General features: G+C 43.8%; 21 protein-coding genes. 17 read left to right on the forward strand and 4 right to left on the reverse strand.

Features of this window, described 5'->3' with window-relative positions:
• The 12 genes from FE784_RS41695 to FE784_RS36895 form a co-directional block, all read left to right on the forward strand.
• A partial coding sequence (locus tag FE784_RS41695) for a hypothetical protein (protein ID WP_218103870.1) occupies positions 1–238 on the forward strand: 238 nt, incomplete at its 5' end.
• A gap of 1,091 nt (positions 239–1,329) precedes the next feature.
• A complete protein-coding gene (locus FE784_RS42250; protein ID WP_246132357.1) occupies positions 1,330–1,521 on the forward strand; it encodes a transposase in 192 nt (63 codons plus the stop codon).
• Between the two features lie 178 nt (positions 1,522–1,699).
• Positions 1,700–2,578 (forward strand): glucose-1-phosphate thymidylyltransferase RfbA, encoded by an 879-nt coding sequence (gene rfbA / locus FE784_RS36850; protein ID WP_139607236.1) that lies wholly within the window; start codon positions 1,700–1,702, stop codon positions 2,576–2,578.
• Between the two features lie 22 nt (positions 2,579–2,600).
• The gene (gene rfbC, locus FE784_RS36855) at positions 2,601–3,161 is read left to right on the forward strand and encodes a dTDP-4-dehydrorhamnose 3,5-epimerase (protein ID WP_139607237.1); all 561 of its coding nucleotides are present in this window, start codon (positions 2,601–2,603) and stop codon (positions 3,159–3,161) included.
• Between the two features lie 3 nt (positions 3,162–3,164).
• Positions 3,165–4,019 (forward strand): dTDP-4-dehydrorhamnose reductase, encoded by an 855-nt coding sequence (gene rfbD, locus FE784_RS36860; RefSeq protein WP_139607238.1) that lies wholly within the window; start codon positions 3,165–3,167, stop codon positions 4,017–4,019.
• Positions 4,020–5,042, forward strand: a complete 1,023-nt coding sequence (rfbB, locus tag FE784_RS36865; RefSeq protein WP_139607239.1) for a dTDP-glucose 4,6-dehydratase — start codon at positions 4,020–4,022, stop codon at positions 5,040–5,042.
• A gap of 113 nt (positions 5,043–5,155) precedes the next feature.
• Positions 5,156–5,845 (forward strand): hypothetical protein, encoded by a 690-nt coding sequence (locus FE784_RS36870; RefSeq protein WP_139607240.1) that lies wholly within the window; start codon positions 5,156–5,158, stop codon positions 5,843–5,845.
• Between the two features lie 48 nt (positions 5,846–5,893).
• Positions 5,894–6,892, forward strand: a complete 999-nt coding sequence (locus FE784_RS36875) for a stalk domain-containing protein (RefSeq protein WP_246132358.1) — start codon at positions 5,894–5,896, stop codon at positions 6,890–6,892.
• 654 nt (positions 6,893–7,546) lie between these two features.
• Positions 7,547–8,113 (forward strand): hypothetical protein, encoded by a 567-nt coding sequence (locus FE784_RS36880; RefSeq protein WP_218103871.1) that lies wholly within the window; start codon positions 7,547–7,549, stop codon positions 8,111–8,113.
• 41 nt (positions 8,114–8,154) lie between these two features.
• The gene (locus FE784_RS36885; RefSeq protein ID WP_139607244.1) at positions 8,155–8,454 is read left to right on the forward strand and encodes a hypothetical protein; all 300 of its coding nucleotides are present in this window, start codon (positions 8,155–8,157) and stop codon (positions 8,452–8,454) included.
• Positions 8,430–8,738 (forward strand): hypothetical protein, encoded by a 309-nt coding sequence (locus FE784_RS36890; protein ID WP_139607245.1) that lies wholly within the window; start codon positions 8,430–8,432, stop codon positions 8,736–8,738. The genes FE784_RS36885 and FE784_RS36890 overlap by 25 nt, the downstream gene beginning before the upstream one ends.
• The gene (locus FE784_RS36895) at positions 8,735–11,701 is read left to right on the forward strand and encodes a DEAD/DEAH box helicase (protein WP_139607247.1); all 2,967 of its coding nucleotides are present in this window, start codon (positions 8,735–8,737) and stop codon (positions 11,699–11,701) included. Before FE784_RS36890 ends, FE784_RS36895 begins: the two co-directional genes overlap by 4 nt.
• A 427-nt stretch (positions 11,702–12,128) precedes the next feature.
• Here FE784_RS36895 and FE784_RS36900 read toward each other — a convergent pair whose 3' ends face one another.
• The 4 genes from FE784_RS36900 to FE784_RS36915 all read right to left on the reverse strand — a co-directional run bounded on the left by FE784_RS36900 (position 12,129) and on the right by FE784_RS36915 (position 20,329).
• Positions 12,129–13,844, reverse strand: coding sequence for an S-layer homology domain-containing protein (locus FE784_RS36900; RefSeq protein ID WP_139607249.1), 1,716 nt, complete (start codon positions 13,842–13,844; stop codon positions 12,129–12,131).
• 142 nt (positions 13,845–13,986) lie between these two features.
• Entirely contained in the window at positions 13,987–15,564 is a 1,578-nt protein-coding gene (locus FE784_RS36905) for an S-layer homology domain-containing protein (protein ID WP_176706788.1), read from the reverse strand.
• A 307-nt stretch (positions 15,565–15,871) separates the two neighbouring features.
• The gene (locus tag FE784_RS36910) at positions 15,872–17,701 is read right to left on the reverse strand and encodes an S-layer homology domain-containing protein (protein WP_176706789.1); all 1,830 of its coding nucleotides are present in this window, start codon (positions 17,699–17,701) and stop codon (positions 15,872–15,874) included.
• Between the two features lie 144 nt (positions 17,702–17,845).
• On the reverse strand, positions 17,846–20,329 hold the full coding sequence (locus tag FE784_RS36915; protein ID WP_139607254.1) for an O-antigen ligase family protein: 2,484 nt from the start codon (positions 20,327–20,329) through the stop codon (positions 17,846–17,848).
• A gap of 670 nt (positions 20,330–20,999) precedes the next feature.
• Between FE784_RS36915 and FE784_RS36920 the strand changes: the two genes are divergently transcribed.
• Genes FE784_RS36920 through FE784_RS36940 form a run of 5 tightly spaced genes read left to right on the forward strand, consistent with a single transcriptional unit; the run spans position 21,000 to position 25,743 of the window.
• Complete coding sequence (locus FE784_RS36920) at positions 21,000–22,124, forward strand: glycosyltransferase family 4 protein (RefSeq protein WP_139607256.1); 1,125 nt, start codon at positions 21,000–21,002, stop codon at positions 22,122–22,124.
• 5 nt (positions 22,125–22,129) lie between these two features.
• On the forward strand, positions 22,130–23,191 hold the full coding sequence (locus FE784_RS36925; protein WP_139607257.1) for a glycosyltransferase family 2 protein: 1,062 nt from the start codon (positions 22,130–22,132) through the stop codon (positions 23,189–23,191).
• A 16-nt stretch (positions 23,192–23,207) separates the two neighbouring features.
• Positions 23,208–23,987, forward strand: coding sequence for an ABC transporter permease (locus FE784_RS36930; protein WP_139607259.1), 780 nt, complete (start codon positions 23,208–23,210; stop codon positions 23,985–23,987).
• Between the two features lie 10 nt (positions 23,988–23,997).
• Positions 23,998–24,735: an ABC transporter ATP-binding protein gene (locus FE784_RS36935; protein WP_139607260.1), complete on the forward strand. Its 738-nt coding sequence runs from the start codon at positions 23,998–24,000 to the stop codon at positions 24,733–24,735.
• Positions 24,736–24,750: 15 nt separating this feature from the next.
• A complete protein-coding gene (locus tag FE784_RS36940; RefSeq protein ID WP_139607262.1) occupies positions 24,751–25,743 on the forward strand; it encodes a GHMP family kinase ATP-binding protein in 993 nt (330 codons plus the stop codon).
• The last annotated feature ends 7 nt before the right edge of the window (positions 25,744–25,750 follow it).

Genomic DNA, 25,750 nt, shown 5'->3' on the forward strand with positions numbered 1-25,750 from the left:
CATCAATAATTCGTGTCTTGACAACGGGGGGCATTACACTTTGGTGGAATGGAGCTTGCAAAAAAACAACTTCATTGAAAGAGAGGAATACCTCGAGGGTGAAGTCTACCATACCCATCAGCAAAACAAGACTGAACTCACGCTACAGAATGCGACCAGCATTAGTGATTCACAATATTCCTGGAATACCTCGAAAAGATTAAGTTCACCAAAGCGCTTCACCAAGGTGATACCGTAATCTGTTCTATATTATCGTTGGCTGGATTCTTGGCTAGGAGCGCCTCTTTCATTTTTGGAAATTGAATTCGTTTCCACTCCTCAAACGTTGGCATACATTGTCCGCACCACTCGTTGCTGTACAAAGATTTGAAATGCTTACGCAAGGCGTGTTCAAATCTTCCGCTAGACTTGCGGAAATGAGGCCATCCAGCTTTGTTATCTGACGAACCTATCTTGGACATGGACTCCACGGTGCAAATGTATACGATCAGCAGGAAGAAATAACCACGTACCAGAGAGCCATGCGAGCAACCAATAACACACGACTATACGAACGTTATTTGGCCGTCAGACTTCGCCTCAAGGGACGGACGTACGGACGTTTACGGCTATCGCAGACATATTAGGGCGCATGTATCAAACCGTCAGCACGAATTGGCAAGACTACCAAGAGAATGGGATCGCCGATCTTGAACTGGATCATGCGCCAGGCGGACCCAAGAAGTTGAGCGAGGAATAAGAGCAAAAATCGCGGATACCGTCGCCCATAAACGCCCTGTCGATGTCGGGTTTCGAAGCCCGACATACCTGGACATTGGAGATCATCGTCAGTTGGATCGAAAGCGAGTTTGGTTAGACCTATTCTGAACGCGGCGTTTCCAAGCTGCTTGAACGCTTGGGATTCAGTTGTATCAAAGCAACCTAAACGTTGGCTAAGGCAGATAACGACGAACAAGCGCAATTTCGTGAAGAAACGCTGCCAGCCTTGAAGAAACAGCTTGCGAACGGAAGCGTTCAACACCTCTTCTTTGAGGACGAGTCTATGATACGCGCTTATCTGGCCCTGCAGTATAACTGGTTCTTAAAAGGACAGCAACGTGGCCTGTATTAAGGCGCCAAACTGTTTGCGGCCATCAACTATGAAACGGGTTTCGTCACGCATCGCGAAGAGGAAAAGTACGATACCGCCTCGTTCGTGCGATTCCTTAATGATATCTTGAAATATCTTGAATCAATACCCGGATGAGAACATTGTGATCGTGTTGGATAACTACCGCATTCACCACGCTGAAAAGCTACAGTTTTTTTGAGAAGAACCCACGACTTCACTTGGTTTTTCTACCCGATTATTGCCCGGAGCTCAATCCGGTTGAAGGGCTGTGGAAATGGCTGAAAGGTGATGTATTCAACATTGTTTTCTTCAGCAATTTTTACCACATTCGTATACCCGTCACTGCTTTCATGAAGAGAATCAATCAACAACCTATGGAGGTTATTGAGCGACTCCTGACTTGGGTATGAAATTCTTCAGTTCATCTATAGCCGCATTTTTTCATTGTCATTACCTCTTTAAATTGACCATAGCATATATCCGATAATTAACTATTTCGGACTGAGAGAATACCAGTTGGTGTTCATAGCCCAGCATGCAGTTGAGATGTTAAATATAAATATGAAAATTGAAGGGAGCCTCTATGTAATGAAAGGCATTATTTTAGCAGGCGGCAGCGGCACTCGCTTATATCCTCTAACAATGGTAACAAGTAAACAATTATTACCAGTTTACGATAAGCCAATGATTTATTATCCGTTATCAACTCTGATGCTCGCCGGAATACGAGACATATTAATCATATCAACTCCAGAGGATACTTCACGTTTTGAGGCTTTGTTAAAAGATGGATCACAGTTCGGTATACATCTTGAATATAAAGTTCAGCCCAATCCTGATGGCTTAGCCCAAGCTTTTTTAATTGGGGAACAATTTATTGGTAAAGATTCTGTGGCTATGATTTTGGGGGATAATATTTACTATGGCAGTGGTATGAGGAAGATTCTTCAGCGTGCAGCCAAGAAAGAAAATGGCGCCACCGTATTTGGCTATCATGTGGCAGATCCACAACGATTTGGTGTAGTAGAATTCGATATGGGCGGAAAGGTAATAAGTGTTGAAGAAAAACCCAAAGTACCTAAATCCAATTACGCTATTACCGGGTTGTATTTTTATGATAATAGGGTCGTTGAGATCGCCAAAACAGTTAAGCCATCGGAACGTGGCGAGTTGGAAATTACATCAATAAACCAAACCTATTTGAGTCTTGGTCAATTAGAAGTAGAGCTATTGGGCCGAGGATTTACTTGGTTGGATACCGGTACTCATCAAAGCCTGATAGAGGCATCTAATTTTGTTAAGACTATAGAGGATCATCAAGGAATTAAAATTGCTGCGCCTGAGGAAGTAGCATATATTAATGGATGGATCACTAAGGAGCAACTTTGGAATCTGGGTGAAAAGCTTAACAAGACTGGGTATGGTCAATATTTAATGAAAGTAGCCAATGGAGAGATCCAATACTAAGTAGTGAAAGATGGGGAGCACGATGAAATTTGCCAAAACCAATTTGGATGGTGTAGTCATTATTGAACCAACTGTATTTGGTGATCACCGTGGTTGGTTTATGGAAACCTACAGCGATGCAAAGTTTTTGGAAACGGGAATACACTTGGAGTTTGTCCAAGACAATCATTCATTTTCAGCAGCTAAAGGTACATTACGGGGGTTGCATTATCAATTAAATCCTAAAGCTCAAACAAAGCTTGTTCGTTGTACGAGGGGCTCAATTTTTGATGTTGCTGTTGATATTCGGAAAGATAGTTCGACATTTATGAAATGGTTCGGTATAGAATTAAATGCTGAAAATAAAAAACAGTTACTAATTCCAAAAGGATTTGCTCACGGATTTATGACTTTAACGGAAGATGTTGAAGTGCAATATAAAGTAGATGAGTTATACTCGCCAGAGCTTGATCGAGGTATTATCTGGAATGACCCAGCTATTGGAATTGAATGGCCTATAGACTTTAATCCAATTTTATCAGCAAAAGATGAACGAGCTCCCTTATTAAAGGATGCCGAAAATAACTTCCGCATTGGAGTATAATTTATGAAGATTCTAGTTACTGGTTATACCGGACAGCTTGGATATGATGTTGTGCGATATGGATTGGAAGCTGGTTTCACTATGCTGGGTGTAGGATCCAAGGAACTAGACATAACCGAACCTGAAGAGGTCGCACGATACGTAAAAAAAGTAAATCCAGATGTAATCATTCATTGTGCAGCTTATACGGCAGTTGACAAAGCTGAGGATGATAAGAATACTTGTTGGAATGTAAATGTTGAAGGCACAAAAAACTTAGCCTGTGCCGCTAAAGAAGTTAATGCAAAGTTCATGTATATAAGCACAGACTACGTCTTTAATGGAGAAGGAGAATACCCATTTAAGGAAACAGACGTTTCGAGTCCAATGTGTTATTATGGACTTACAAAGCTTCAAGGTGAAAAAGTTGTCGAAAAATTATTAGATAACTGGTTTATTGTTCGTATATCGTGGGTTTTTGGCATTAATGGAAATAATTTTGTTAAGACTATGCTGCGTCTGGCGGAAACACGAAATGAGTTGAACGTTGTAGGTGATCAGTTCGGTTCCCCGACGTATACATTGGATTTGGCTAGGCTGCTGATTGAGATGATTCAAAGTGATAAATATGGGACGTATCATGCTTCCAACGAAGGGTTTTGTAGTTGGGCTGATTTTGCTAGTGAAATAATTAGACAAGCCCATAAGGATATACAAGTTAATTCGATTACAACAGAGGAGTATCCGACACGTGCTGTACGACCTAAGAATTCACGTATGTCTAAGCAAAAATTGGTAGATAGTGGATTTAGGCCATTGCCAAAATGGCAGGATGCTGTTAGAAGGTATTTAGACGATCTGACAAAAGAGGTGAAGTAGTTGGCAAGGAAAAAAGTACTCGTTACTGGTGGCGCAGGTTTTATTGGCGGTAATTTCGTGCAGTATATGGTGGAGAAATATCCAGAGTATGACATATACAATTTGGACTTGTTGACATATGCCGGTGATTTAAGCAAACATCGTGACATAGAAAAGGAAGACAACTATTTTTTTGTAAAGGCGGATATAGCGGATCAAGAAACGATATCTGCTCTCTTTCAAAAAGAACAATTTGACAATGTTGTTCACTTTGCGGCAGAGAGTCACGTCGATCGTTCCATTACGGATCCAGGCATTTTTGTTCAAACAAATGTAGTAGGGACTCAAATATTGCTGGAAGCATCTAAACGAGCGGGAGTTTCCAAATTTGTTCATGTATCCACTGATGAAGTATATGGAGAACTGGATTTCAATCCAACGACATTTTTTACAGAAGAAACTCCATTGCAACCGAACAGCCCTTATAGTGCAAGTAAAGCATCGTCTGATTTACTGGTTCGTGCTTATCACGAAACATACGGTTTACCAACCAATATAACTCGTTGTTCCAATAATTATGGTCCCTTCCATTTTCCTGAAAAACTGATCCCCTTAACGATTTCCCGTGTACTGAATAGTCAAAAGGTACCGGTGTATGGTGATGGTAAAAATATTCGAGACTGGCTGCACGTTCATGACCATTGTGAAGCCATCGATTTGGTAATGCACGAAGGTAAAATTGGTGAAGTTTATAATGTAGGCGGACACAATGAACGTACAAATTTGGAAGTTGTGAAAACAATTATTAGAGCACTAAATAAGTCGGAGGACTTAATAGAATTTGTAACAGATCGTTTGGGACACGATAAGCGCTACGCGATTGATCCTACTAAGTTGGAGAGATTAGGGTGGAGACCGCAATATACCTTTGAGACTGGAATAGCACAAACGATTCAATGGTATCTGGATAATAATGAATGGTGGGAACAAATTATTAGTGGAGAGTATCAGAAATATTTTGAACGGCAGTATGCATTAAAATAGTATAAGCTTGTTTGCAGGATTGCATATAATGGATTCGAATATAGCGATAGTTGGATAAACTTCAGAAATAATGTAAGATATAATTAACCTTACTGTAAGTTCTGGAGGAGATTATGAACAAGAAAAAAAAACTTAAAAAGTTACTAATATGGACAGCAAGTGTACTTTTGGTTTTCGCAATAGGAGCATACTTCGTATTTGACTATGCGACAAACTATGTTCTTCGATCCATTGTTGCTTCCGGCTCAGGATATTCGTCAATAGGAACTCCCAACATATCGCCTCCCCAAACGAAGGAGGAGACAGAATCAACAAAGCTTCCAGAGGATAAAGGTACTAATACTAGCGAAACCTCTGTTTCTGGGATAAAGCAAGATGAGATTCCAAAAGATTCGACCTCAGGCCAGCCTGTACCATCGAATAGCTCTACTACGAAAGAGCCAGCAAAAAACGACTCGACTGGACCGTCAACGTCACAGCCTAATCCTGAGACAACGCAACCACAATCCCAACAACCTGGGGCCAATATATCTTCTGAACAAGCTCAAAAGGCCCAGGAAGATATAACACTGAAGGACAAATCTAAGGTCACCTCCGTTCTATTGAGCAAGCTTAGCGCATCCGACATTAAACTGTTTATGCAGATGAGCGAGAGTGGCGTATCGGTGGAGGAGAAGCAGAAGGCGAAAAAAATCATTTTACAGAAGTTAACCGAAGAAGAATACAATGAACTCATAGCGATAGCTTCCAAGCTAGGGCTAAGCTCTTCGGGTAAGTCTTATCAAGAATCATTGAAAGAGTAGTATGTCTTCACTAACTTTATCATGGATCTACTAGAAAGGATGTTACCAGTGTTTTTTAAGCGCAGAATAATGGCTATTGTACTTACCCTCCTTATGCTTCTTCCCATCGGGACGATCTACGGAGAACAACAAAGCAAATGGATCGAAGTGTATTTCGCTCCGATTCACTTTGTAGTGGACGATAAAGAATTGACTCCACCTGAGGGCCAGCAAGGCTTTATTTATGAAGGCAGTACATATGTGCCTCTTCGGTTTATCGCATATTCGCTAAATAAAGCGGTGGAATGGGATGGAGACACCTATACGGTTACGTTGAAAGAGCCGACCGATAAGGATAAGACGGTCATCTCGGAGTATAATATGAATCGTCTTGTCCGGGAGAGCCGCATCCAGAAGTTTGATGCTTCGCAGTTGACGCCGACATGGTTGGAGGTCTATTTTGAGAAGGTTTCCTACCTGTTCGATGGCCAGAAGAAGCAGCCTTCGGAAGACTTGCCGGGGATGATCTACGATGGCAGTCTGTATGTGCCGATGCGTTTCTTGAGCGAGTCTATTGGTAAGGAAGTAAAGTGGGATCCGGAGACCTATACGGTTGCGGCCAAGTCCGCTTCGGTTGAAACAAAGCCTGAAGAAAAACCGGGTGCAACGGACAAACCGGCTACGGATAAGCCAACTGGGACTACCACTTCTCCTAGTGGAACTGGTCCTACTGGCGGCGGTGGTGGAGGTGGCGTGATTATCACCAAACCTACCTACGAGTCGTTGAAGGCGGATGCCGATATCAAAATCGCCGCACTTCGCGACGAAGCTCAAGCCTACTACTTTGGCCTGTTCGAGCAGTATAAAGAAGCGGATGCCGAGAAACGGGCACAGCTCAAGCAAGCTGGCAGGAACCAACTATCCGTATTCGACAGCCGGTTCAATACCCTGATTACGGATTTTGAAAGCAAGCTGAAGAGCAATCAATATAACTTGGATATCATCGCCCAGTACAAACAAGATTATGAAAATCAAAAAGCTATTGCAAAAGCTTTGGTGCAAGAATAAACCAAAGCAGTCTAATCCAGCCCCCTTGCCAACGATTCGGAATTGGCAAGGGGGTTTTATTTGGCGATATTCGACACGAATCCTTAAAAATCGATTGAAACGGATTGATCTTGTCCACCGAGCTTTGCTACACTTACCATAGCAGAACGAACCGTTACTAGACTCCAAGAAAGGAGTGTACAGACTCTGATGGAAACGAACACGCACCTAACCAAAGAGCAAATAAACTATTTATGCGAGGCGGCCAATGAATACTTTACGAGACCCGTTATAGAAAGGGGATGGGAATTATATCATGGACAGGCCGTTACCGCCGGTTGGTTCGAGGACGGTTCCATCTTCGCGGCGACTGTGCGGGACGGGGAGCTATATCGGGTTAAGATCGATTGTGACTTTTTCGTCATGAGTGAGTGCGAATGTAGCGGAACTTACTGTAAGCATATGGCGGCTGGTTTACTGCAGCTGTACCGCCTCCAAGGAGGGAGACCGGAGCTTTTCCTCAAGGAATTTCTGCAAAATGAAATGTCCCAGCCGGTCAAGCTTTCCAATTCGCTCCGTAGCATTGAGCAGCAGCCCAAAAATCCTTTGCCTACGCCGAAATCGATCAAACAGCAACCAGAAAAGGCTCGACAGCAGGAGTCTGCAGCAACCAAATTGACGGAAACGAGCACGATCGAGCAGTGGCACGACTATTTTGGTCAAATGTTCGAAATGTACGAGTCCCGCTTGCGAGAAAATTTTGGAGCCCATTTCTCGGAGCTGCAGCAGCTTGCCGAACGCTGCACCGCTACTTGGCCGAAGGCCTTGACGGATTTATACAAGATTCAACTGCTGATCGATTTGTCCAGTCGTATTGATGAGATGTATCGCAGGTCGCAAAGCTCATTATACGCTTATTACTATTTCAATCGATTGTACGACATCGCTGAGAAAATTACGGAACGAGTGGTAACTGTACTTTCCAAAGCGGACCGCCAAACGATCCGGACGGAGTGTGCGGATCGGCTGGAAGAAACGACCAAGATTCTGCACGATTATTTGTGCTCGAATCCGCAAGCGGTGATGAACTGGTTGTTTAGTTATCGATACATTTGGTGGAATCTGCTCCATACTCCGTCTCTGTGCGATAAGGAGAAGGTCCGGCTTCAGCGTCGGCTCAAGGGATTGGGCGTACCGGCGAAGCAGCTCGACCTGGCTCGGTTAGGCATCATTCATTTATAGTAGGACGGGAAGAAGAGGCTCTGAGTTTATTTGCCGAAGAAGTGGCCGATCGGGAGGTCGGGTACTTATCTTCCTATTTGCAGTATTATTTGCAGACCAAGCAATGGGACAAGCTTCTTCGCTGGTTGAAATGGATGATTCCTTATCTGAAGGACGGAGAGTCGGATTTCCTCGATCCATATTTCGACTACTACTGGACCGGTTACGTCAAGGGCAGCGGGGATAGGCAAAGTGAACTCGAAGCTATGCGCCAGCTGCTGCCTCATACGTATGAAAGATACGACGAAAGGCTGATGAAGCTGGGCGATTACCGCCGGTGGATCGATTGCAGATGGCGATGAAGGCGGATCCGGACGAACTGGAAGCATCCGACCTGCGAAAAGTAGGCTCGGCTCAGATGAGCTTGCTGCTCCCGCTATATCATCAGTCGATCGAACGGCATATCGAGAACAAAAATCGCGAGTCGTACAAAACTGCGGTCTATTATCTCGTGAAGCTACGGGATTGCTACTATAAAATAAAGTCGCCACAGCTGTGGAACGAGTATCTCGACCATATGAGAGAAAAGTATTCGCGACTGCGTGCGCTGCAAGAAGAGATGAAGAAAGGAAAGCTGATCTCATGATAGCCTCCGGGACAATGACAGTGGAAGCAAGCATACGGCCGGACGGTCAGTTCTTTGTATGGGCAACCGCCAAAGACGGGCGTGTCGATGCTTTGACGCTGAAGCATCAATTGTTTGGATGGCACGAGGCCTCGTTTTATGGCACGACAATCCCTACCGCCGAGATGGATAGAAGATCAGGGCTGCTGTTGACTCCTGCTATGGCCGCAGAGCTGTTGGGGTCGCCTGCCGCCCTGATGCATTCCGATTTCTCTTGGGGCAGCCGGTGCTCGTCTTTGCAGCGTATCGCAATTACTCTGATAGACTGCTTGCGGCAAGGACAGTATATGCCTTCTTACTCTAAATGGCTGGCAGGGCAATGGGGTTGGAAGGCGATCGTGCCGAAAGAGAATAGGGCGACCTATGAAGAAGCGTGCCGAATGGCCGCGACAGATGGGTTAGATGATCCCGACCGCTGGCTAGATCATATTTTGCAGGATTGGATACGAAATGATGCCAGGATCGAGGAAGCGTGGACACGTGCCGCAGGCGACCACCCGATTCTACCATCTGCGGAACATTTAAGCCAAATGAACACCTACCATCGACACTCCAGTGAAGATGACGAGTCGTACGTCATGGACGAAGAGGAATGGCTAGTCGCGATTGGTTGGAAGTCGGACGAGGTTCCTTTTCGCACATGCTTGCGCCTGACCGAGCCGGAAATCGACAGCGATTGGCGACTGGATATCGTATTGCAGCACAAGGAAACGCCAAGTTATGTCATAGAATACGAAGCAGGCCGCTTGGGGGAACCGGACTATATGCCGGCTGATTGGGCCCCGTTTTTGCCGGACTGTGCGGAGCGGCATATTCGAAAGTGGCTGCGTCTCGTTCCATGGCTCGGAGAAGGCGAGCGACGGGTGAGTATACTGACGGACGAGCAAGCGTGGACTTTTATGAGCGAAGCCAGCCTGCGGTTGGTGCAAGCCGGGGAGATCGTGCTGCTTCCTTCCTGGTGGGAACAGGTGAAAGGGATCAAGCCAAGTCTGAAGGCGGTTATGAAATCGTCCGTGGGTGGGCCGGGACAGTCGTTGTTCGGACTGGAGCAAATCATGCAGTTCGATTGGAAAGTAGCAGTCGGAGACATGCAATTGAGCGAAGAGCAGTTCCGACTGCTCGCTTCCAAGAATAAACGGCTCATTCAGTTCCAGGGACAATGGATTCAATTGGATCCTGCTTTGTTGAAACAGGTTCAGCAAATGATGAAGCGGGTTGGCAAAAACGGCTTGTCGTTTCGCGACGTGCTGGAAATGCATCTGCTCGGAGCGGATGACGATCCGGCGGCCGGAATGGACGGGGTAAGCGATTCCGGTGCGCGGGAACAGTCGGCGGTAGTAAGCTCACAGGAGGAAAGTGAGCTTCTCGATGCTCCGTTGCGAATCGAAGTAGAGCTGAACGAGCATTTGTCCGGCCTGATCGGGCAGTTGAGCCACAATGGTCATATTCCCCGCGTGGAGTCCCCTGCCTCGTTTCAAGGCAAGCTGCGCAACTACCAAGCCGAAGGCAGCTCGTGGCTTCACTTTTTACGCCGTTTCGGGCTCGGCGGTTGTCTGGCCGACGATATGGGCTTGGGCAAGACGGTGCAATGGATCGTTTATTTGCTGCATGTAAAGGAGACGGACAAGCCCGACGCTCCGGCGCTGCTCATTTGCCCGACCTCGGTGCTTGGCAATTGGCAGAAGGAGCTCGAACGGTTCGCCCCTTCCCTGAACGTATATTTGCATTACGGCTCCGGTCGCGCTAAAGGGGAGGAGTTCGAGGTTCACGCCCGGAAGTACGATCTTGTTCTTACTTCGTACGCACTGGCCAATCTGGACGAAACCGAATTGTCGGGCGTTACTTGGAGCTCGCTCTGTCTCGACGAAGCGCAGAATATTAAAAACGTGTATACGAAGCAGGCCGCGGCCGTGCGAAGTCTTCAAGCCCGGCATCGCGTCGCTTTGACCGGCACTCCGATCGAGAACAGGCTGACCGAGCTATGGTCCATCTACGATTATATGAACCCGGGCTATTTGGGCAATCTGCCATCATTTACTCGGCGATATGTCAATCCGATTGAAAAAACAAACGATGCGGTACTCATCGGTGAAGTTCAGCGTCTCGTGCGACCATTTCTCCTGCGCAGGGTCAAGACGGATACGGCGATCCAGTTGGATTTGCCGGACAAGAACGAATCGAAGGCTTATGTGAATTTGACCGCCGAGCAGGGCTCGCTCTATGAGAATATCGTCCAGGAGCTGTTCGATAAAATCGAGAAGCTGTCGGCGATGGAACGGAGAGGCCTTATTCTTGCCACGTTGACCCGGTTGAAGCAGCTCTGCAATCATCCGGCCATGCTGCTTAAAGAGACGGGGAAGCTGCCAGCGGTGGAGCGGTCCAACAAGCTGGTCCGCCTACTGGAGATGATTCAAGAGCTGAGAGAAGAGGGGGATCGCTGTCTTGTTTTTACCCAATTTGTAGAGACAGGACATATGCTGCACGATTTGCTCGAGCGGGAGTGCGGGCAACCGGTATTTTTCCTTCATGGAGGCGTGCCGAAAGCGAGCCGCGACCGGATGGTGGAGAGTTTTCAAGATTCCAAGCGCGAGGATCACAGCGGAATATTCATTTTATCGCTGAAGGCCGGAGGGACCGGACTTAATTTGACGGGGGCGAACCACGTCTTTCATTTCGACCGCTGGTGGAATCCTGCCGTGGAGAATCAGGCGACCGACCGCGCGTTCCGTATCGGTCAGACGAAGAACGTGCAGGTGCACAAGTTCGTAACGTTGGGGACGCTGGAGGAACGCATAGATGCGATGATAGACCGCAAGCAGGGACTCAATGAGCAAATCGTAGGCGGTGAGAACTGGATTACCGAGCTGTCTACGAACGAGCTGAAGGAGCTGTTCCGCTTGCGCAAGGAATGGATCGAATCGTGAGGTGAAGAGCAGGCATGTCGAAAAAGCGAAGAGAGAAAATGAAAGCGAAGGCGGCCCGGCATTCGAAGCCGGAGCGAGAAGAAGCAAGTGGGAAAGCCGCAAAGCCGGAGCCTGCGAAAGTAAGCCAAAAGACGGCGAGGCCGCAGCAGCGAGGTGCAGAAGCTGCCATCAACCGACCTGCCCACAGATCGAAGGTCTTGCCAGAAAGTGTAGCAGAGTCCCCGGCTGGAAGGGACAAGAAGACAAAGGCATCGAAGGAGTATTTAGACGCCAATGATGCTCCACATTTGAAAGGGATGTCTTCCTCATGGAGAGCCCTCTACGAAGAGATAGCGAGGAAAGCGAAAGCTTGACTAAGGTCTGCATAGAAAAACAAAAAACCATCAGTCAACGCAGAGGTTGACGATGGTTTTTGTTTGCCATTCTGTTAGTCCATGAAATTCAACGAAAGCAGAACTCGCTTAAGCATCGTAACGGTTTGGGCGCGTGTTGCAAAACCGTAGGTTTCGAGGGTATCGTTAGTCATACCTTGTACGAAACCTGCGGAAATCGCTCCGGCTACTTCCTTTTGACCCCATACGATCTCGTTGGCATCGGACCAACGGGACAATATGTTCGTTTGCTCGGTGTCAGTCACGTTTACGGTACCACCTGCATAACGGTAAGCTCTCACGACGATTGCCGCAAGCTCTTCGCGCGTAATAGGGGCGTCGGGACGGAACATATCGTCCTCATAGCCGTTGATGATACCGGCCTTGGCCGCCGCAGCGATCATGCCGGAATACCAGCTTCCGCGGCCAACGTCGCTGAAGTAGGTACCGTCGGTCACATCGACCAAGCCGAAAGCGCGAGTAGTGAAAGCAACGAATTCGGCACGAGTCAGATTGCGATCCGGTTCGAAGGTGGTGTCGGTCATCCCCTCAACGATTAGCTTGCTGGCAAGCTGCTCGATGTTGGACTGAGCCCAGTGAGAGGCAGTGTCGTTAAATGTTTTGTTTAGTTCCAATACGGTATAAATACTATTACCTGTCCGCCAAAATGCCGCTTCCGTAGAAGAAATCGATCCTGGCACGAAGTGTAATTGCTTCGTATCCGGATTATAGAGAGCGATTGTGGCAGTCTGAACAGGACGTTCCTTAAGCGGGATTTTCCGCTTCACATATTGATCGAAATTAGCGATGTTCATTGTGGCGCCGCTCGCGCCTTCAATTGCGAAGCTCATTTCGAACGCATCCGAAAGCGGCTTGCCGCCGATTTTCTTGATTACGTCTGCAACCTCTGCTGCTTTATCGCCGGTAAGCGCATAGAGAGCAACATGGAGCTTCATATCGCTGACATTGGTCTGCACTTTATCCGCCAATTCGGTCAAATCGATAGCGGAGAGCGGAAGAATGTAGGTACCATGGTCGGTCACAATGTTAAGAATCGATTTCGGATTAGCATCCACGAGAGCGGATGCCGGAATGGCAACCTTGTCGCCGGTTACTTTGATCGTCACTTCCGTATACTTGTTCAATGCCGCTCTTAGCTTGTCGGCATCGACCGTACCATTGGAAGCTTCAATTACATCGGAAACGTCTCCCGATTGTCCGGGGCCGCCAGTGCCGCCGTCAGATCCGCCATTTCCGCTTCCGCCGTTAGAACCGCCGCCGGTATTACCGCCTCCACCGTTGCCGGAACCGCCGCTTCCGGAGCCGTTATTGCCTCCGTCATCTTCGCCCCCATCATCAGACTCGGAGTCCCGATAAATATTGCCGGTAACATCGCTTGTGCCGTATTTGAAATAAACGACATCGTAAACGGAGTTGATAACTGTGGCATTCGGAATAGTATATGTAGATACTCCGTTTGCGTATGAAGCGAATGAGACGGTCACATCTTGGAGATGCTCGCCGTTGGCGGCGTAGACTCCGACCGATACTTGCGGCTGACCGTAAACGGTCTGTCCAACCGACCCGTCAAACTTAATTTGACCGGAGACAATCCCATCGCTGGCGAAATTGCCATTGAACACGATGGCGGCTGAAGCCAGAACAGGAACGAGCATCGATAATAGCAGCAGCACAAGTACAAAGGCAGATGTTTTTTTCAGCACCTTGTTGGTAAACAATGGTTTCTCGCTCCTTTTCGTTTCACTGCTCATCTCACTGATTCACCTCCCCCCATTAGATCATCATCTTCCTTTTACCCAGCTAACCTATAAATGAAACATGTCATTACAAAAATAAAAACGAAACCCCCGCTTCCGAGATGGAAGCAAGGGTTTCATCTTAGGAACGTATCAATTAATCGATGAATTTCACTTCAGCCAGGAAACGTTTCAGCATGGCTGCCGTTTGGGCACGCGTTGCTTGTCCGTTAGTTTCCAGCGTCGTGTCGGTCATGCCGTTCACGAGTCCGGCTTTAATCGCCTTGGCTACTTCAAGCTGGCCCCAGACGATTTTATTCGCATCCGACCATTGACTCAAAATTTGTGCCTGGGCAGAAGCATCAACCTCTACTTTGCCGCCGGCATACTCGAAAGATCTTACGACCATGGCTGAAAGCTCTTCACGAGTAATTTGAGCGTTCGGACGGAACGTACCATCTTCATAGCCATCCACGATGCCAGCCTTAGCAGCCGCATTCACAACACCTGTATACCAAGCGCCAGACGTTACATCATTGAAGTAATTGGCAGATGTAACAGTGCTCAGACCAAGCGAGCGAACGACCAATGCCGCAAATTCTGCACGAGTGATATTGCGATCCGGCTCAAACGTAGTATCGGTCACGCCATCCACGATCAGCTTGCTGGCCAGCAGCTCGATGTCTTTTTGTCCCCAATGGGATGCGATGTCACTGAACGATTTGTCCAGTTCGATAACCGTATACACGCTGTTGCCTGCCCGCCAGAATTCGGCTTCCGTGGAAGATACTAATCCAGGAACGAAGCTAAGCGATTTCGTATCGGCGTTGTACATGGCTACAGTTGCATTTTTCGTCTTCTCGGTCGTCACAGGAATTTTGCGTTTCACGTAACGGTCGAAGGAGTCGATTGCGGCAGTTTTGTCATTGTCGCCTTCGATCGAGATGCTGAAATCCGTTGCGTCGGCAAGAGCTTTACCACCGAGGGCCGTAATAGCGCTCGATATGGCTTGGGCGTCATCACCGGTAAGTTCTTTGATGCTGACGGTCAGTTTCAAGTCTTCCACATCGGTTTCGACAGATTTGGCCAAAGCATCAAAGTCAAATGCATCGAGAGGAAGGCTGTATGCACCGTTATCGGTTTCGATAATCAGGGTAGAGCCTTCTTTCGCGTTCAACAGTGCAGAGACTGGAATCGAAACGGTGTCTCCCGTAACTTTGATCGTTACTTCCGTATAGCTGCTGAATGCATTTTTCAGTTCATTGGCGCTAACGGTTCCATTGGAGGTCGAAATGGTGCTGCCGGATGTCCAGCCGCCACCGCCACCAATCCAACCGCCGCCGCCACCAATCGGAGGTGCCGGTTGACGGTATACGATGTTTGTTACATTATTGTCATCGTACTTAAAGTAGACGCCGTCGTATACGGAGTTGATTACCGTATTGCCAGGAATATTGAAATAAGTGGCTCCATTGCTATAGCTCGCGTACGTTACGGTAACGGTAGTGATGTACTGGCCATTTTTTCCATAAACGGAAAGCGTAACGTCATCTTGTCCGTAGACATCATCGCCAACGGTTCCGTTAAAATAAACTTGACCGGAGACCGTTCCGTTCGAGTTGAATGTGCCGGTAAAGTATACGGCCGCGGAAGCAAGAACCGGAACCAGCATCGATATTATCATCATGGCGATCAGAAAACCGGACGTCTTTTTAAGTATGGTTTTGTTAAACAATCGTCTCCCGCTCCTTTCCTTTTTTCTCTTTGTATTTTCGGGGAGTAAGCTTGGCCTATTCAAGATCAGAGACACCTCCTTTCGATAGATTGCCATCTTCCATTACCCTAGATATATATGTTCGAAACAGATGGGAATTTATAAGGGGGTTGGAAGAAAAATTCCATTTGATAAAATTTGGATGCTACCGACTGAAACCAAATGTGGGGAGCGAATCGTATAAACAAAATTAGGCAATCACTATGAGCATAAAGAAAAACCCTCGCTTCCGCGAGGGAAGTGAGGGTTTGTAGCAGCATTGCAAGAATTAGTCGATGAATTCAACTTTCGACAAGAAACGTTTCAGCATCGTCGCAGATTGAGCGCGAGTAGCTTGTCCGTCCGTTTCGAGAGTCGTATCCGTCAATCCGTCCATCAGACCGACATAAAGTGCGAGGGCGATTTCTCTTTGAGCCCAAACAATTTTGTCGGTGTCTGCATATTTCGAGAAAGCTTTGGAGATTGTACCTTGATCGACGGCGACTTTGCCATCGGCGAACTCGTAAGCGCGGACAATCATAGCTGCCAGCTCTTCACGATTGATTTGGACTTGCGGGCGGAACGAACCGTCTTCATACCCGTCGACGATACCTGCTTGCATTGCAGCGCCTACAGCGCCGTCGAACCAGTCAGCTGATTTTACGTCGCTGAATTTAGCAGCACTTGCAACTGGAGACAGACCCAGCGAACGAACGACCAATGCCGCGAACTCGGCACGGGTAATGTTACGCTCCGCTTCGAATGTAGTATCCGTGGCACCGTTCACAATCATCTTGCTGGCCAGCAGCTCAATGTCGGCTTTTGCCCAGTGAGACGAAATATCGCTGAACGTTTTGTTGTATTCAACGACCGTGTACACGCTATTGCCTGTACGCCAGAATTCGGCTTCCGTATCGGAGATCGAACTAGGAACGAAGCTGAAGGTTTTGGTTGCCGGATCGTACAACAATACGACAGCGTTTTTGCTTGGCTTGGAGTTAAGTTTAATAATACGCTTCACGTATTGATTGAAGGAAGTAATGGACGTTTTCTTGCCATCTTTGCCTTCAAACGTGATGCTGAAATCAACCGCGTCTGCCAAAGCTTTGCCGCCCACAGCAGTTACTGCGCCGGATACGGCTGTAGCGTCACTTCCTGTAAGCTTCTTGATGTTTACTGTGAACTTAAGATCGTTCACGGAAATGCCAAGCTCCTTAGCCAGGGCATCAAAATCGAATACCGACAAAGGAAGTACATATGTTCCGCTATCCGTTTTGATCACAAGAGTGGAATCGGAGTTCTTCGCAGCATCCAAGAGCCCGGATACCGGAATTGTAACGGTCTCGCCTTTTACCACAAGGGTGACTTCGGCTTTGTTTGCGAAAGCACTCTTTAAAGTGCTTGCATCAACTTGACCATTGGATACATTGATGGAGCCGTCGGTGTTCGTCGAGTTACCGGAAGATCCGCCGCCCCAGCCGCCGCCAATGACTCCACCAGACTGGGTTCTCGTGTTTACCAAAAGAGTCTGTGGAGTGCTCTTATTACCAAATGCATCAACAGCTTCTACTTTGAAAGTGTACATAGTATTCGCGGCAAGGCCTGAGATACTGTAGGTTTGACCGGTTACTGAATCACTTTTTAAAGTATCATTTTGATACACATGGTAAGTGACACTGGTTTTATTGTCAGTTGCTTTGGGCCAGTTCAAATCCACCGAGCTCACCGTAATATTGGAAGCGGTCATTGGACCAGCAGCCCAAGTTGGAGCCGTATTGTCATACACGGCAGTGTATACGTCTGCATTCACGCTAGGCGCTTTGAGAGTGACAAAGCCATAAGTGTCAACCTGAGCCGCTTGAATACTCCACTCATACCCGCTACTAGGCAAGTATACGGTAGGAACAACAGCAATCAAGGTGCCGTCCGGCGAGTAAATGCTGACGGTAACTCCATCTGAGGAGTATGTATCGGAATAAACGGTCCCCGAAACGTTTTGTCCATCATAAGTCACATTCTTGAAACCGGATGCTCCAAAAGCAATAACAGGCATAAGCGCGGAGATCAACAAGACGGCTACCAGCAACTGAGAAACCTTTTTCATAGTCAGCTTAGACATGAGGCTCTTCCTCCTTTCTCTATTAATTTTAAATGAATTTTTCTTAACCATAAGATATGGTTTCACCTCCTCCAATAGCTAATTGTAATGGATGGGAGGTCTTTTGAAAATAACTATTTTTTGAAAAAATAGAAAAGCCGCGCATTATGGCGCGGCTTTTAGCAATTTGTCGATTTCGACCTTTTCGTTGGGGGTTTTGGCGATAAGCTTGTTGTAGAGCTCCTGATCGGACTTTCCTTGTCTCATAATGGATGCAAGATAAAGTCTGATAATAAGTTGCGTCTTTGCATCGTCAATGTTACCGCCTATAAAACTCTTTAATACATTTTCGGAGGAACTGAAGTCTCCACGAGTGAAATAGACATGCGCTGCGGAGGTCACGATATCAGGAGTTAAAGTAAAGGATGCACCTTGCATTTGCCCTTTAGGTAATGTTTCCAAATGCTTTACCTTCTGCAGTGCGGCATTGTAGGTATCTAAAATGTTTTCGCCATACAGGTTGGCCGTAGTTTTATTTGTAACTCTTGCTTGGTCATACTGTACCAAATTCAAAGTCGCGTTTCTTTCATACAAGGAATTGTCCCATGGAAATTTATTTAGTCCTTCGCCAACAAGCGCAGCAATCTTGGTTTGATCGTTCTTGATGGTGTATAGCTGGAGCTCCTGTCCGAATAGAACCTTGTTGTTTGTTTCCTTGAGTTTCGTATCTTGTAACAACTTTATAGCTTCATTGTACATATCCTCATTTTTATTCTGGTTATATAGTTGGGTTAGAAATCCCACCTTGGTGGCCACATAGTCCGGATGATTCGATTGCAGCTCCAGTGCCTCATTGAGAGGGGTCATGATATCTTGCAATGGTTTTTGAGCTGCTGCATTATTTAACGAAGAGGAAAACTTGTTGTTGGCACTTAATTGTACGGCAGAAAAGATAAAAGTCGTAATCGCGATGGCGCCTAAAGCAAGCGGGTACGTGATTCGAAATTTCGTTATAAAGTGACGCTTTGTAAAAGGCAACTCATTTGGTGAAATTCCTGAAACCATACCGCCTAAACAAAGATATACAAGAGCGGCAATAAAGGCATAGCTCATTTCAAAGTCGATGCTGCTATGGACGAGCAGTGAGATCGCTACAATATAGAAAACAAATTTACTATTCCTAGAGCTCTCGTCTCCCTTTATATAACTGCGAACATATTGATAGAAGATGTAGATCAAAAAGACTGCGAGAATAATGATGCCCAACGTACCGACTTCAATCCAGAATTGCAAGAAGAAATTGTGCGCTTGCCTGCTCGTATATGGATTGTTCTGGTACTTCTCATATAAAGCAGCCCATCCGCCTCCGCCTGCACCGAGAACAGGGTAATCCTTGATTAGTTTGAAAGAGTCTTTGTAGAAGGTTGTTCTTTCCAGGACGCTGTGCTGCTCGAAATTTATGTTTTCGATACGTTGTTCCAAAGTGTCCGGCAGCATGTTTCGAACCGGCGAATCACTTACCAAAATATAAATACCAAACAGTCCGACAAGTACAGTGACAGCAGGTACTACAAAAGCCGAAAATTTGAAAGATAACCATGAAACGGATTTGTCAAGAAAGCGGATCCCCAATAATTTATGGAGAAGTGTAACAATTGCGGCAAGACCAAGGGTGGTGATCAAAAAGTACAGCCAGCCCTCCATGACCTTAGGATCGCCTAACCCTAGAAGTGTTACATCATTATTCACGGTTCGGGTAGCAAGGACCCTTTTTGCGATATCATTCCCAAGGGCGTCCATTTTATCCGTAATGGCTAGTGCAGCCAGTGAAGGTAAGGCCAAATAAAGAATGAAGAGTAGTTGTTTCTTCAACGAGATAAACGGCAAGATAAGCAGTAAGATGATCGGAAGCACCACAAGACCACCACGGGACAGGGTTAGAAAAAACGATAAAAGGATCGGTACCAGCATTACGCTATGCAAGGCTATTGCATACCAAACCCGAGAATGGATAAGTAAATAAATGCCGGCGAAAAGCAGCGCCATTAAGAATGCAGCATAAGCATTTGCGTATTGAAAAACCGAAGTCAATCGCAAACCGTCGTCCGTTAACATTACTCCATCTCTGGAATATGCATTTCCCAGCAAATTGAGAATGCCGTAAAAGACAACGATATATCCACAGACCATAATGGAGTTGATTAAAATTGTATTACCCAATTTATTTTTGGTTAAATAGATGCCCAATATAAAAAATGTAGCGTATAGCACTTGCAATAAAATCATTTTTGTCGATAAATGAGCAGATCCCGCAGAAAAGGAGGAGAGCACGTAAGCCAATGGGATTAACCAAACAAAAAGCGACAAAATATCTGCACGATTCTTCAAGCTCCAACGCTTGAAAAAATAAACGGCAGCAAGCAATAAAATGATAGAGCACCACAGAACTGCAGTGATTATAGGCCGCTCAAAAGAGTTTACAACATAAGCCTGATTGGACTCTCCGTTGAAAAGAGCGGTTTGAAATGACGAGAAGAATAAAAAGAATACAACAAAGAAAAGTGTTAGCCAGTAGATCATGGTGGTCGTGTCGGACATTTCGATACGAGTTTTAGTGCTTTGTTTTTTCCCGTATACAGGTTTGCTCATACAGTATAATTACCTCGTTTCTCGTTCTCTTCAGTACGACATAATTCTATCAGAGCTTTGAGAAATATGAAAGAATGTAGATGTTGATCGCACAAAGTCTAAGCAAAGAACCTTTCAGCCATCTGTAGACCTAAAGGTAACTTTGCTTCTTACTCGCTTTCACAACATTAAAGTTAATAAAAGGATATAAGGTTTGGCTTTTCTTTTGTCAGAAAAGCCAATAAAATAGAATAGGTAAAGCTGGTCGTATTATGAGAACTTCTACTACTGTGGAATCAGCTTGCTGCCAAGTATCCAGCCAACCAGAAGAATCAGGATGTTGATGGACGGGAAAGATTGCGCTGCGCGCTTTTGCCGCTGGAGAGGCCGCGCATTGTCAGCAGCAATTTTTTCGAGATAAGGCAGAAAGATTTTAACTACGGGATTTAATACACCGGATTTAATCTCTTAAAAATTGTTTTGCGATTTTTGCAGAACATATTGACTGATCAGACATCGATAGATCTGCTAAGTAGGTTTAAACTCATTTACTGTGTCTGGATTTCCTTATTATTGGGAATTTTTTTAAAATATTTACAAACATGATGTCCAATCGTAAAATGTGTTATAGTTATGTCGAATGATTCTGGGTTATGCATAACTATGGGGAAAATGGAGGCAAATTAGCTACATGAGGTTAAGAAAAATTTTGTTCTGTGCTTCAACTGCATCTCATATAAGAAATTTTCACCTTCCATATTTGCAGTTACTTAAAGAACAGGGTAATGATATTTGGGTTGCAGCAAACTTGAATATGAATGACGATATTCCATTTATAGATAATATTGTTAATATGCCATTTGAAAAGAAGTTATTTAGTATAAAAAATTTTTCCTTAATATTTTCAGTATATTATCTTTTGAAACGTGAACGCTTCGACCTTATCATCTTGCATACCACTTTGGCTAGTATCGTTGTTAGATTAGCTGTCCTTTTGCGTTTTTTTGACAAAAAACGACCTAAGGTATGTTATACTTGTCATGGTTATCTATTTAATGAGAAGGACAAATTTAAGTGGGCTTTCTTAGTACCTGAGAAACTTTGTGCCCAAGTCACAGATGTTCTAATGGTTATGAATCGTGAGGATCATAAAATTGCAATAAAACATCACCTTTACCTAAAAAAACTACATTATATCAATGGAATGGGCTTTGATACGTCCAAATTTTTTCAATTTTCTGCCGAAAAACAAACAATGAAACGTCAAGAAATGATGTTTAATAATGAAGATTTTTTATTGATCTATGCAGCGGAATTCTCGAAGAGGAAGAATCATTTCTTTTTAATTAATTTATTTGCACAGATTAGCGCAGAGATTGCCCATGCACATCTCTTACTTGCCGGAAATGGGTCATTGATGGAAGAATGTAAAAGTCTTGCTAATGAACTTGGATTACAAGATCGTGTTCACTTTCTAGGCTATACCAGAGATATGGAAAATTTATATCCTATATGTGACATGGCGATTACTACGAGTTTATCGGAGGGATTGCCTTTTAACGTGATGGAGGCTATGGCTTGTGGTTTGCCAATCGTTGCGAGTAGAATTAAGGGACACACTGATCTGGTTGATGATGGAGAAACAGGATATCTGTGTGAAATTAATAATCAGAATGAGTTCCAATCTGCTATAATAAAAATTCATAAAAATCGTTCCTTGAGGGTAGAAATGGGGGTAGCAGGGATAGAAAAAGTTAAATTTCATTCAATTGACAAAATTAAACCAACTATTTTAGCAATATATAATGAAGAATAATTTGGGTGAGAATCGATATGGTATTTAGTATCATTATTCCGGTTTACAACGTTGAGAAGTTTCTACAGAAATGCTTGGATCATGTTTTTGCATGTGAATTATATGATAGTGAAGTAATTCTGGTACTAGGGAATTCAAATGATGGAAGTGCTAATATTTGTATTGAGTACCAAAATAAGCATTCTAATATTGTAATCATACAGCAAGAAGACGTTGGATTATCTGACGCAAGAAATTGCGGGTTAAAAGTCGCCAATGGGGAATATATTGTTTTTTTAGATAGTGATGATTATATCATTTCTAATAATTTTAAAGAAAGCTTGAATTATATCAGGAAAACGATAAGGTTTAATATAGACGTTTTTATAAGCGATTTTTATCGAGTATCTGATAGTGGGAAAGTTATTTCCAGTGTTCGACAAATTGAAGAGACTTTTTCTCCAATTTGCGAGTATAATTATATGGAGCATTTTCTTGAACAAAAAGGTTGCTTTTGGAATGTTTGGCGTTATATTTACCGAAAAGGTTTTTTAATAGAAAATCAAATCTTTTTCCGAATGGGATATTTAAGCGAAGATATCGATTATTCAGTTAAAGTGTTGCTTAAAGCTAAAAAAATTGCTTTCTTCCATAATCCTTATTACTGCTATGTTGTTGGTAGAGGGAGCTCATTAATGGATGTTGTTACTTATAAAAGAGTACATGATACAGTCGTAATCATTCACGATTCCGTTAACGAGATTTTGTCAAATAGTGCATTTCCTTACCGAAAGGTAATGATAAAAAAAATATTATTAGAATTTATATTAAATATGGCTACAATTTATGAAGTTGCTAAATCGGATAAAAGAAAGACAAAGTCGTTGTTTAAACAAAACTTGGAATTGCTAAGCTATAATCAATATTTTTTGGCGAGAATTATCTCTATTTCGATTTCAATATTTGGAATAAGTTCAGTAGCTTTAGCTTTAAGTTGGTTGAAAAAAATCAAAAGACTTCTGGTGCGAAAATTTAAATCTAAACAACAATTACTGGTATCAGAACAAGCAATTAAAGAGCATATATAGCAAACGGGAGTAAAACATGAATATTACTTATTTTGAAAAGTTTTGGAAGTATAAAGGTTTATTGATTGAGCTGGTTTTACGTGATATTAAGATTAAATATAGAAGATCTGTATTGGGGTATATTTGGAGTGTTTTAAACCCGCTACTTATGATGGCTGTGATAGCGACTATTTTTTCGTACATGTTTCGCTTTGATATTAGTAACTATCCGATCTATTTATTGACTGGACAGTTAATTTATAACTTTTTTTCCGAAGCAACTAATTTTGCAATGACTTCAATTATCTATAGTGGTTCTTTAATAAAAAAAGTTTATCTTCCTAAATATATATTCCCACTCGCCAGAACTTTATCGTCATTCACAAATCTTTTATTTTCTTTGGTTGCAATTCTGTTAATGTTAATTTTTACCAGAACACCAGTAACACCAGTTATACTCTTATTTCCCTTACCTTTGCTATATGCCTTATTTTTTTCAATCGGTATTGGGATGATCATTTCAGTTATTGCAGTTTATTTCAGGGATATGTTGCATTTATATGGAGTTTTTCTGACGGCTTTAATGTATCTCACTCCAATTTTTTATCCTATATCAGTTCTTCCGAAATTTGCTGTATCCATTGTTGAAATGAACCCTTTATATCACATCATTGAAATGTTTAGAGATATTGTTCTTTATGGTAAGTTTCCGACGGTTCAAGATAATCTTATTTGCTTTAGCTATGGGGCGTTGACAATGATTGTAGGTTTGATTGTATTTAAGAAGAAGCAAGACAATTTTGTTTTGTACTTATGAGGTGTTCGGTATGGATTATGCGGTTCAAATAAATGATGTTTCAGTTAAATTCAACCTTGCAAGAGAGAGGGTTGACAGTTTAAAAGAATATTTCGTCAGATTGTTGAAGGGCTCGCATAAAGTTGATGAGTTCTTCGCTTTAAAAAATGTGAGTTTCAATATCGAAAAAGGAGACTCATTTGCATTAGTTGGATCAAATGGTTCGGGTAAAAGCACCATGCTAAAGGTTATCTCCGGGATTTATAAACCCACATCCGGTAATCTGGGCGTGAACGGGCGCATAGCTCCTATGATCGAATTAGGAGCTGGATTTGATATGGATTTAACGGCTAGAGAAAATGTGTTTTTAAATGGTGCTGTGTTGGGTTATTCCCGAGATTTTATGAAGCAAAATTTTAATGCAATAATCGATTTTGCAGAGTTATGGGATTTTGTGGATGTTCCAATGAAGAATTTTTCTTCAGGGATGCAGGCAAGATTAGGATTTTCGATAGCAACGCTTGTGGACCCGGATATATTAATAGTGGATGAAATTCTCTCAGTTGGTGATGCGCATTTTCGGGGAAAGTGTGAAGCGAAAATGAGTGAAATGAAAAAAAAGGGAGTGACATTAATTTTAGTCTCTCATTCCATAAATCAAATCTTAAGTGTATGTAAAAATGCAGTTTGGATAAACAAGGGAAATTTAATGATGGTTGGAACTGCTGAAGATGTTTGTAATGAATATATGAAAAATAAAGATTTATAAGAGGAGTAATCAACTGTGATAATTACAAAAACACCTTTTCGCGTTAGTTTTTGTGGCGGTGGAAGTGATTTGGAATCGTTTTATGAAAAATACGATGGTTGTGTACTCAGTACTACAATAAATAAATATATGTATATATCGGTTCATCCATATTTTGACGCGAGATATACTGCATTAAAGTATTCTGAAAATGAAATTGTAGATGACATTTCAAAAATTAAACATAAGATTTTTAACTGTGTGTTGAATAAAACGGAAATATCCGGCGTTGAAATTAGCAGTACTGCAGATATTCCTGCTGGTACAGGATTAGGTTCGTCAAGTACATTTACAGTAGGACTTTTAAATACACTTTACTGTTATAAGGGGAAATATGCATCAAAAGCCAGACTTGCTGAAGAAGCCAGTGATATCGAAATTAATAAATTAGGGGCTCCTATAGGGAAGCAGGATCAATATGCGGCTTCTTTTGGAGGTTTAAACTTTATCCGCTTCAATAGAGACGGAAGCGTATCGGTCTCACCAATTGTGATGAAGCCGGAAACCTACACCAAGCTGCAAAATAATTTAATGATGTTTTATATAGGTAGTTCTCGTTCCGCCAATGAAATACTTGGCGAGCAAAAACAAAATATGTCAAAAGAAGATAAAACTAATAATCTTATTGAAATGTGCAAGCTAGCCGAAGAAATGAAAATGGCTTTAGAAGAGAACGATTTGTCATCGTTTGGGAATATTTTGCATAAGAGTTGGGAGTTGAAGAGAACACTTGCATCGGGTATCTCAAATCCTTCAATTGATGAAGCTTATCACGTTGCCATGGAAAATGGTGCTCTTGGCGGTAAGTTGTTAGGTGCCGGTGGCGGCGGATTCTTGTTGCTCTATTGTGAACCGGATAATCAAGAAAAGGTAAGAGTTTCTCTTGGACTTAAACAATTGAATTTTGAGTTTGAGCGTGATGGAACATCGGTTGTGTATATTGGTGATAAATATTGGAGTGAAAATTGACAGGGGG

The sequence above is a fragment of the Paenibacillus hemerocallicola genome (assembly GCF_006265175.1).
Classification (GTDB): domain Bacteria; phylum Bacillota; class Bacilli; order Paenibacillales; family NBRC-103111; genus Paenibacillus_AB; species Paenibacillus_AB hemerocallicola.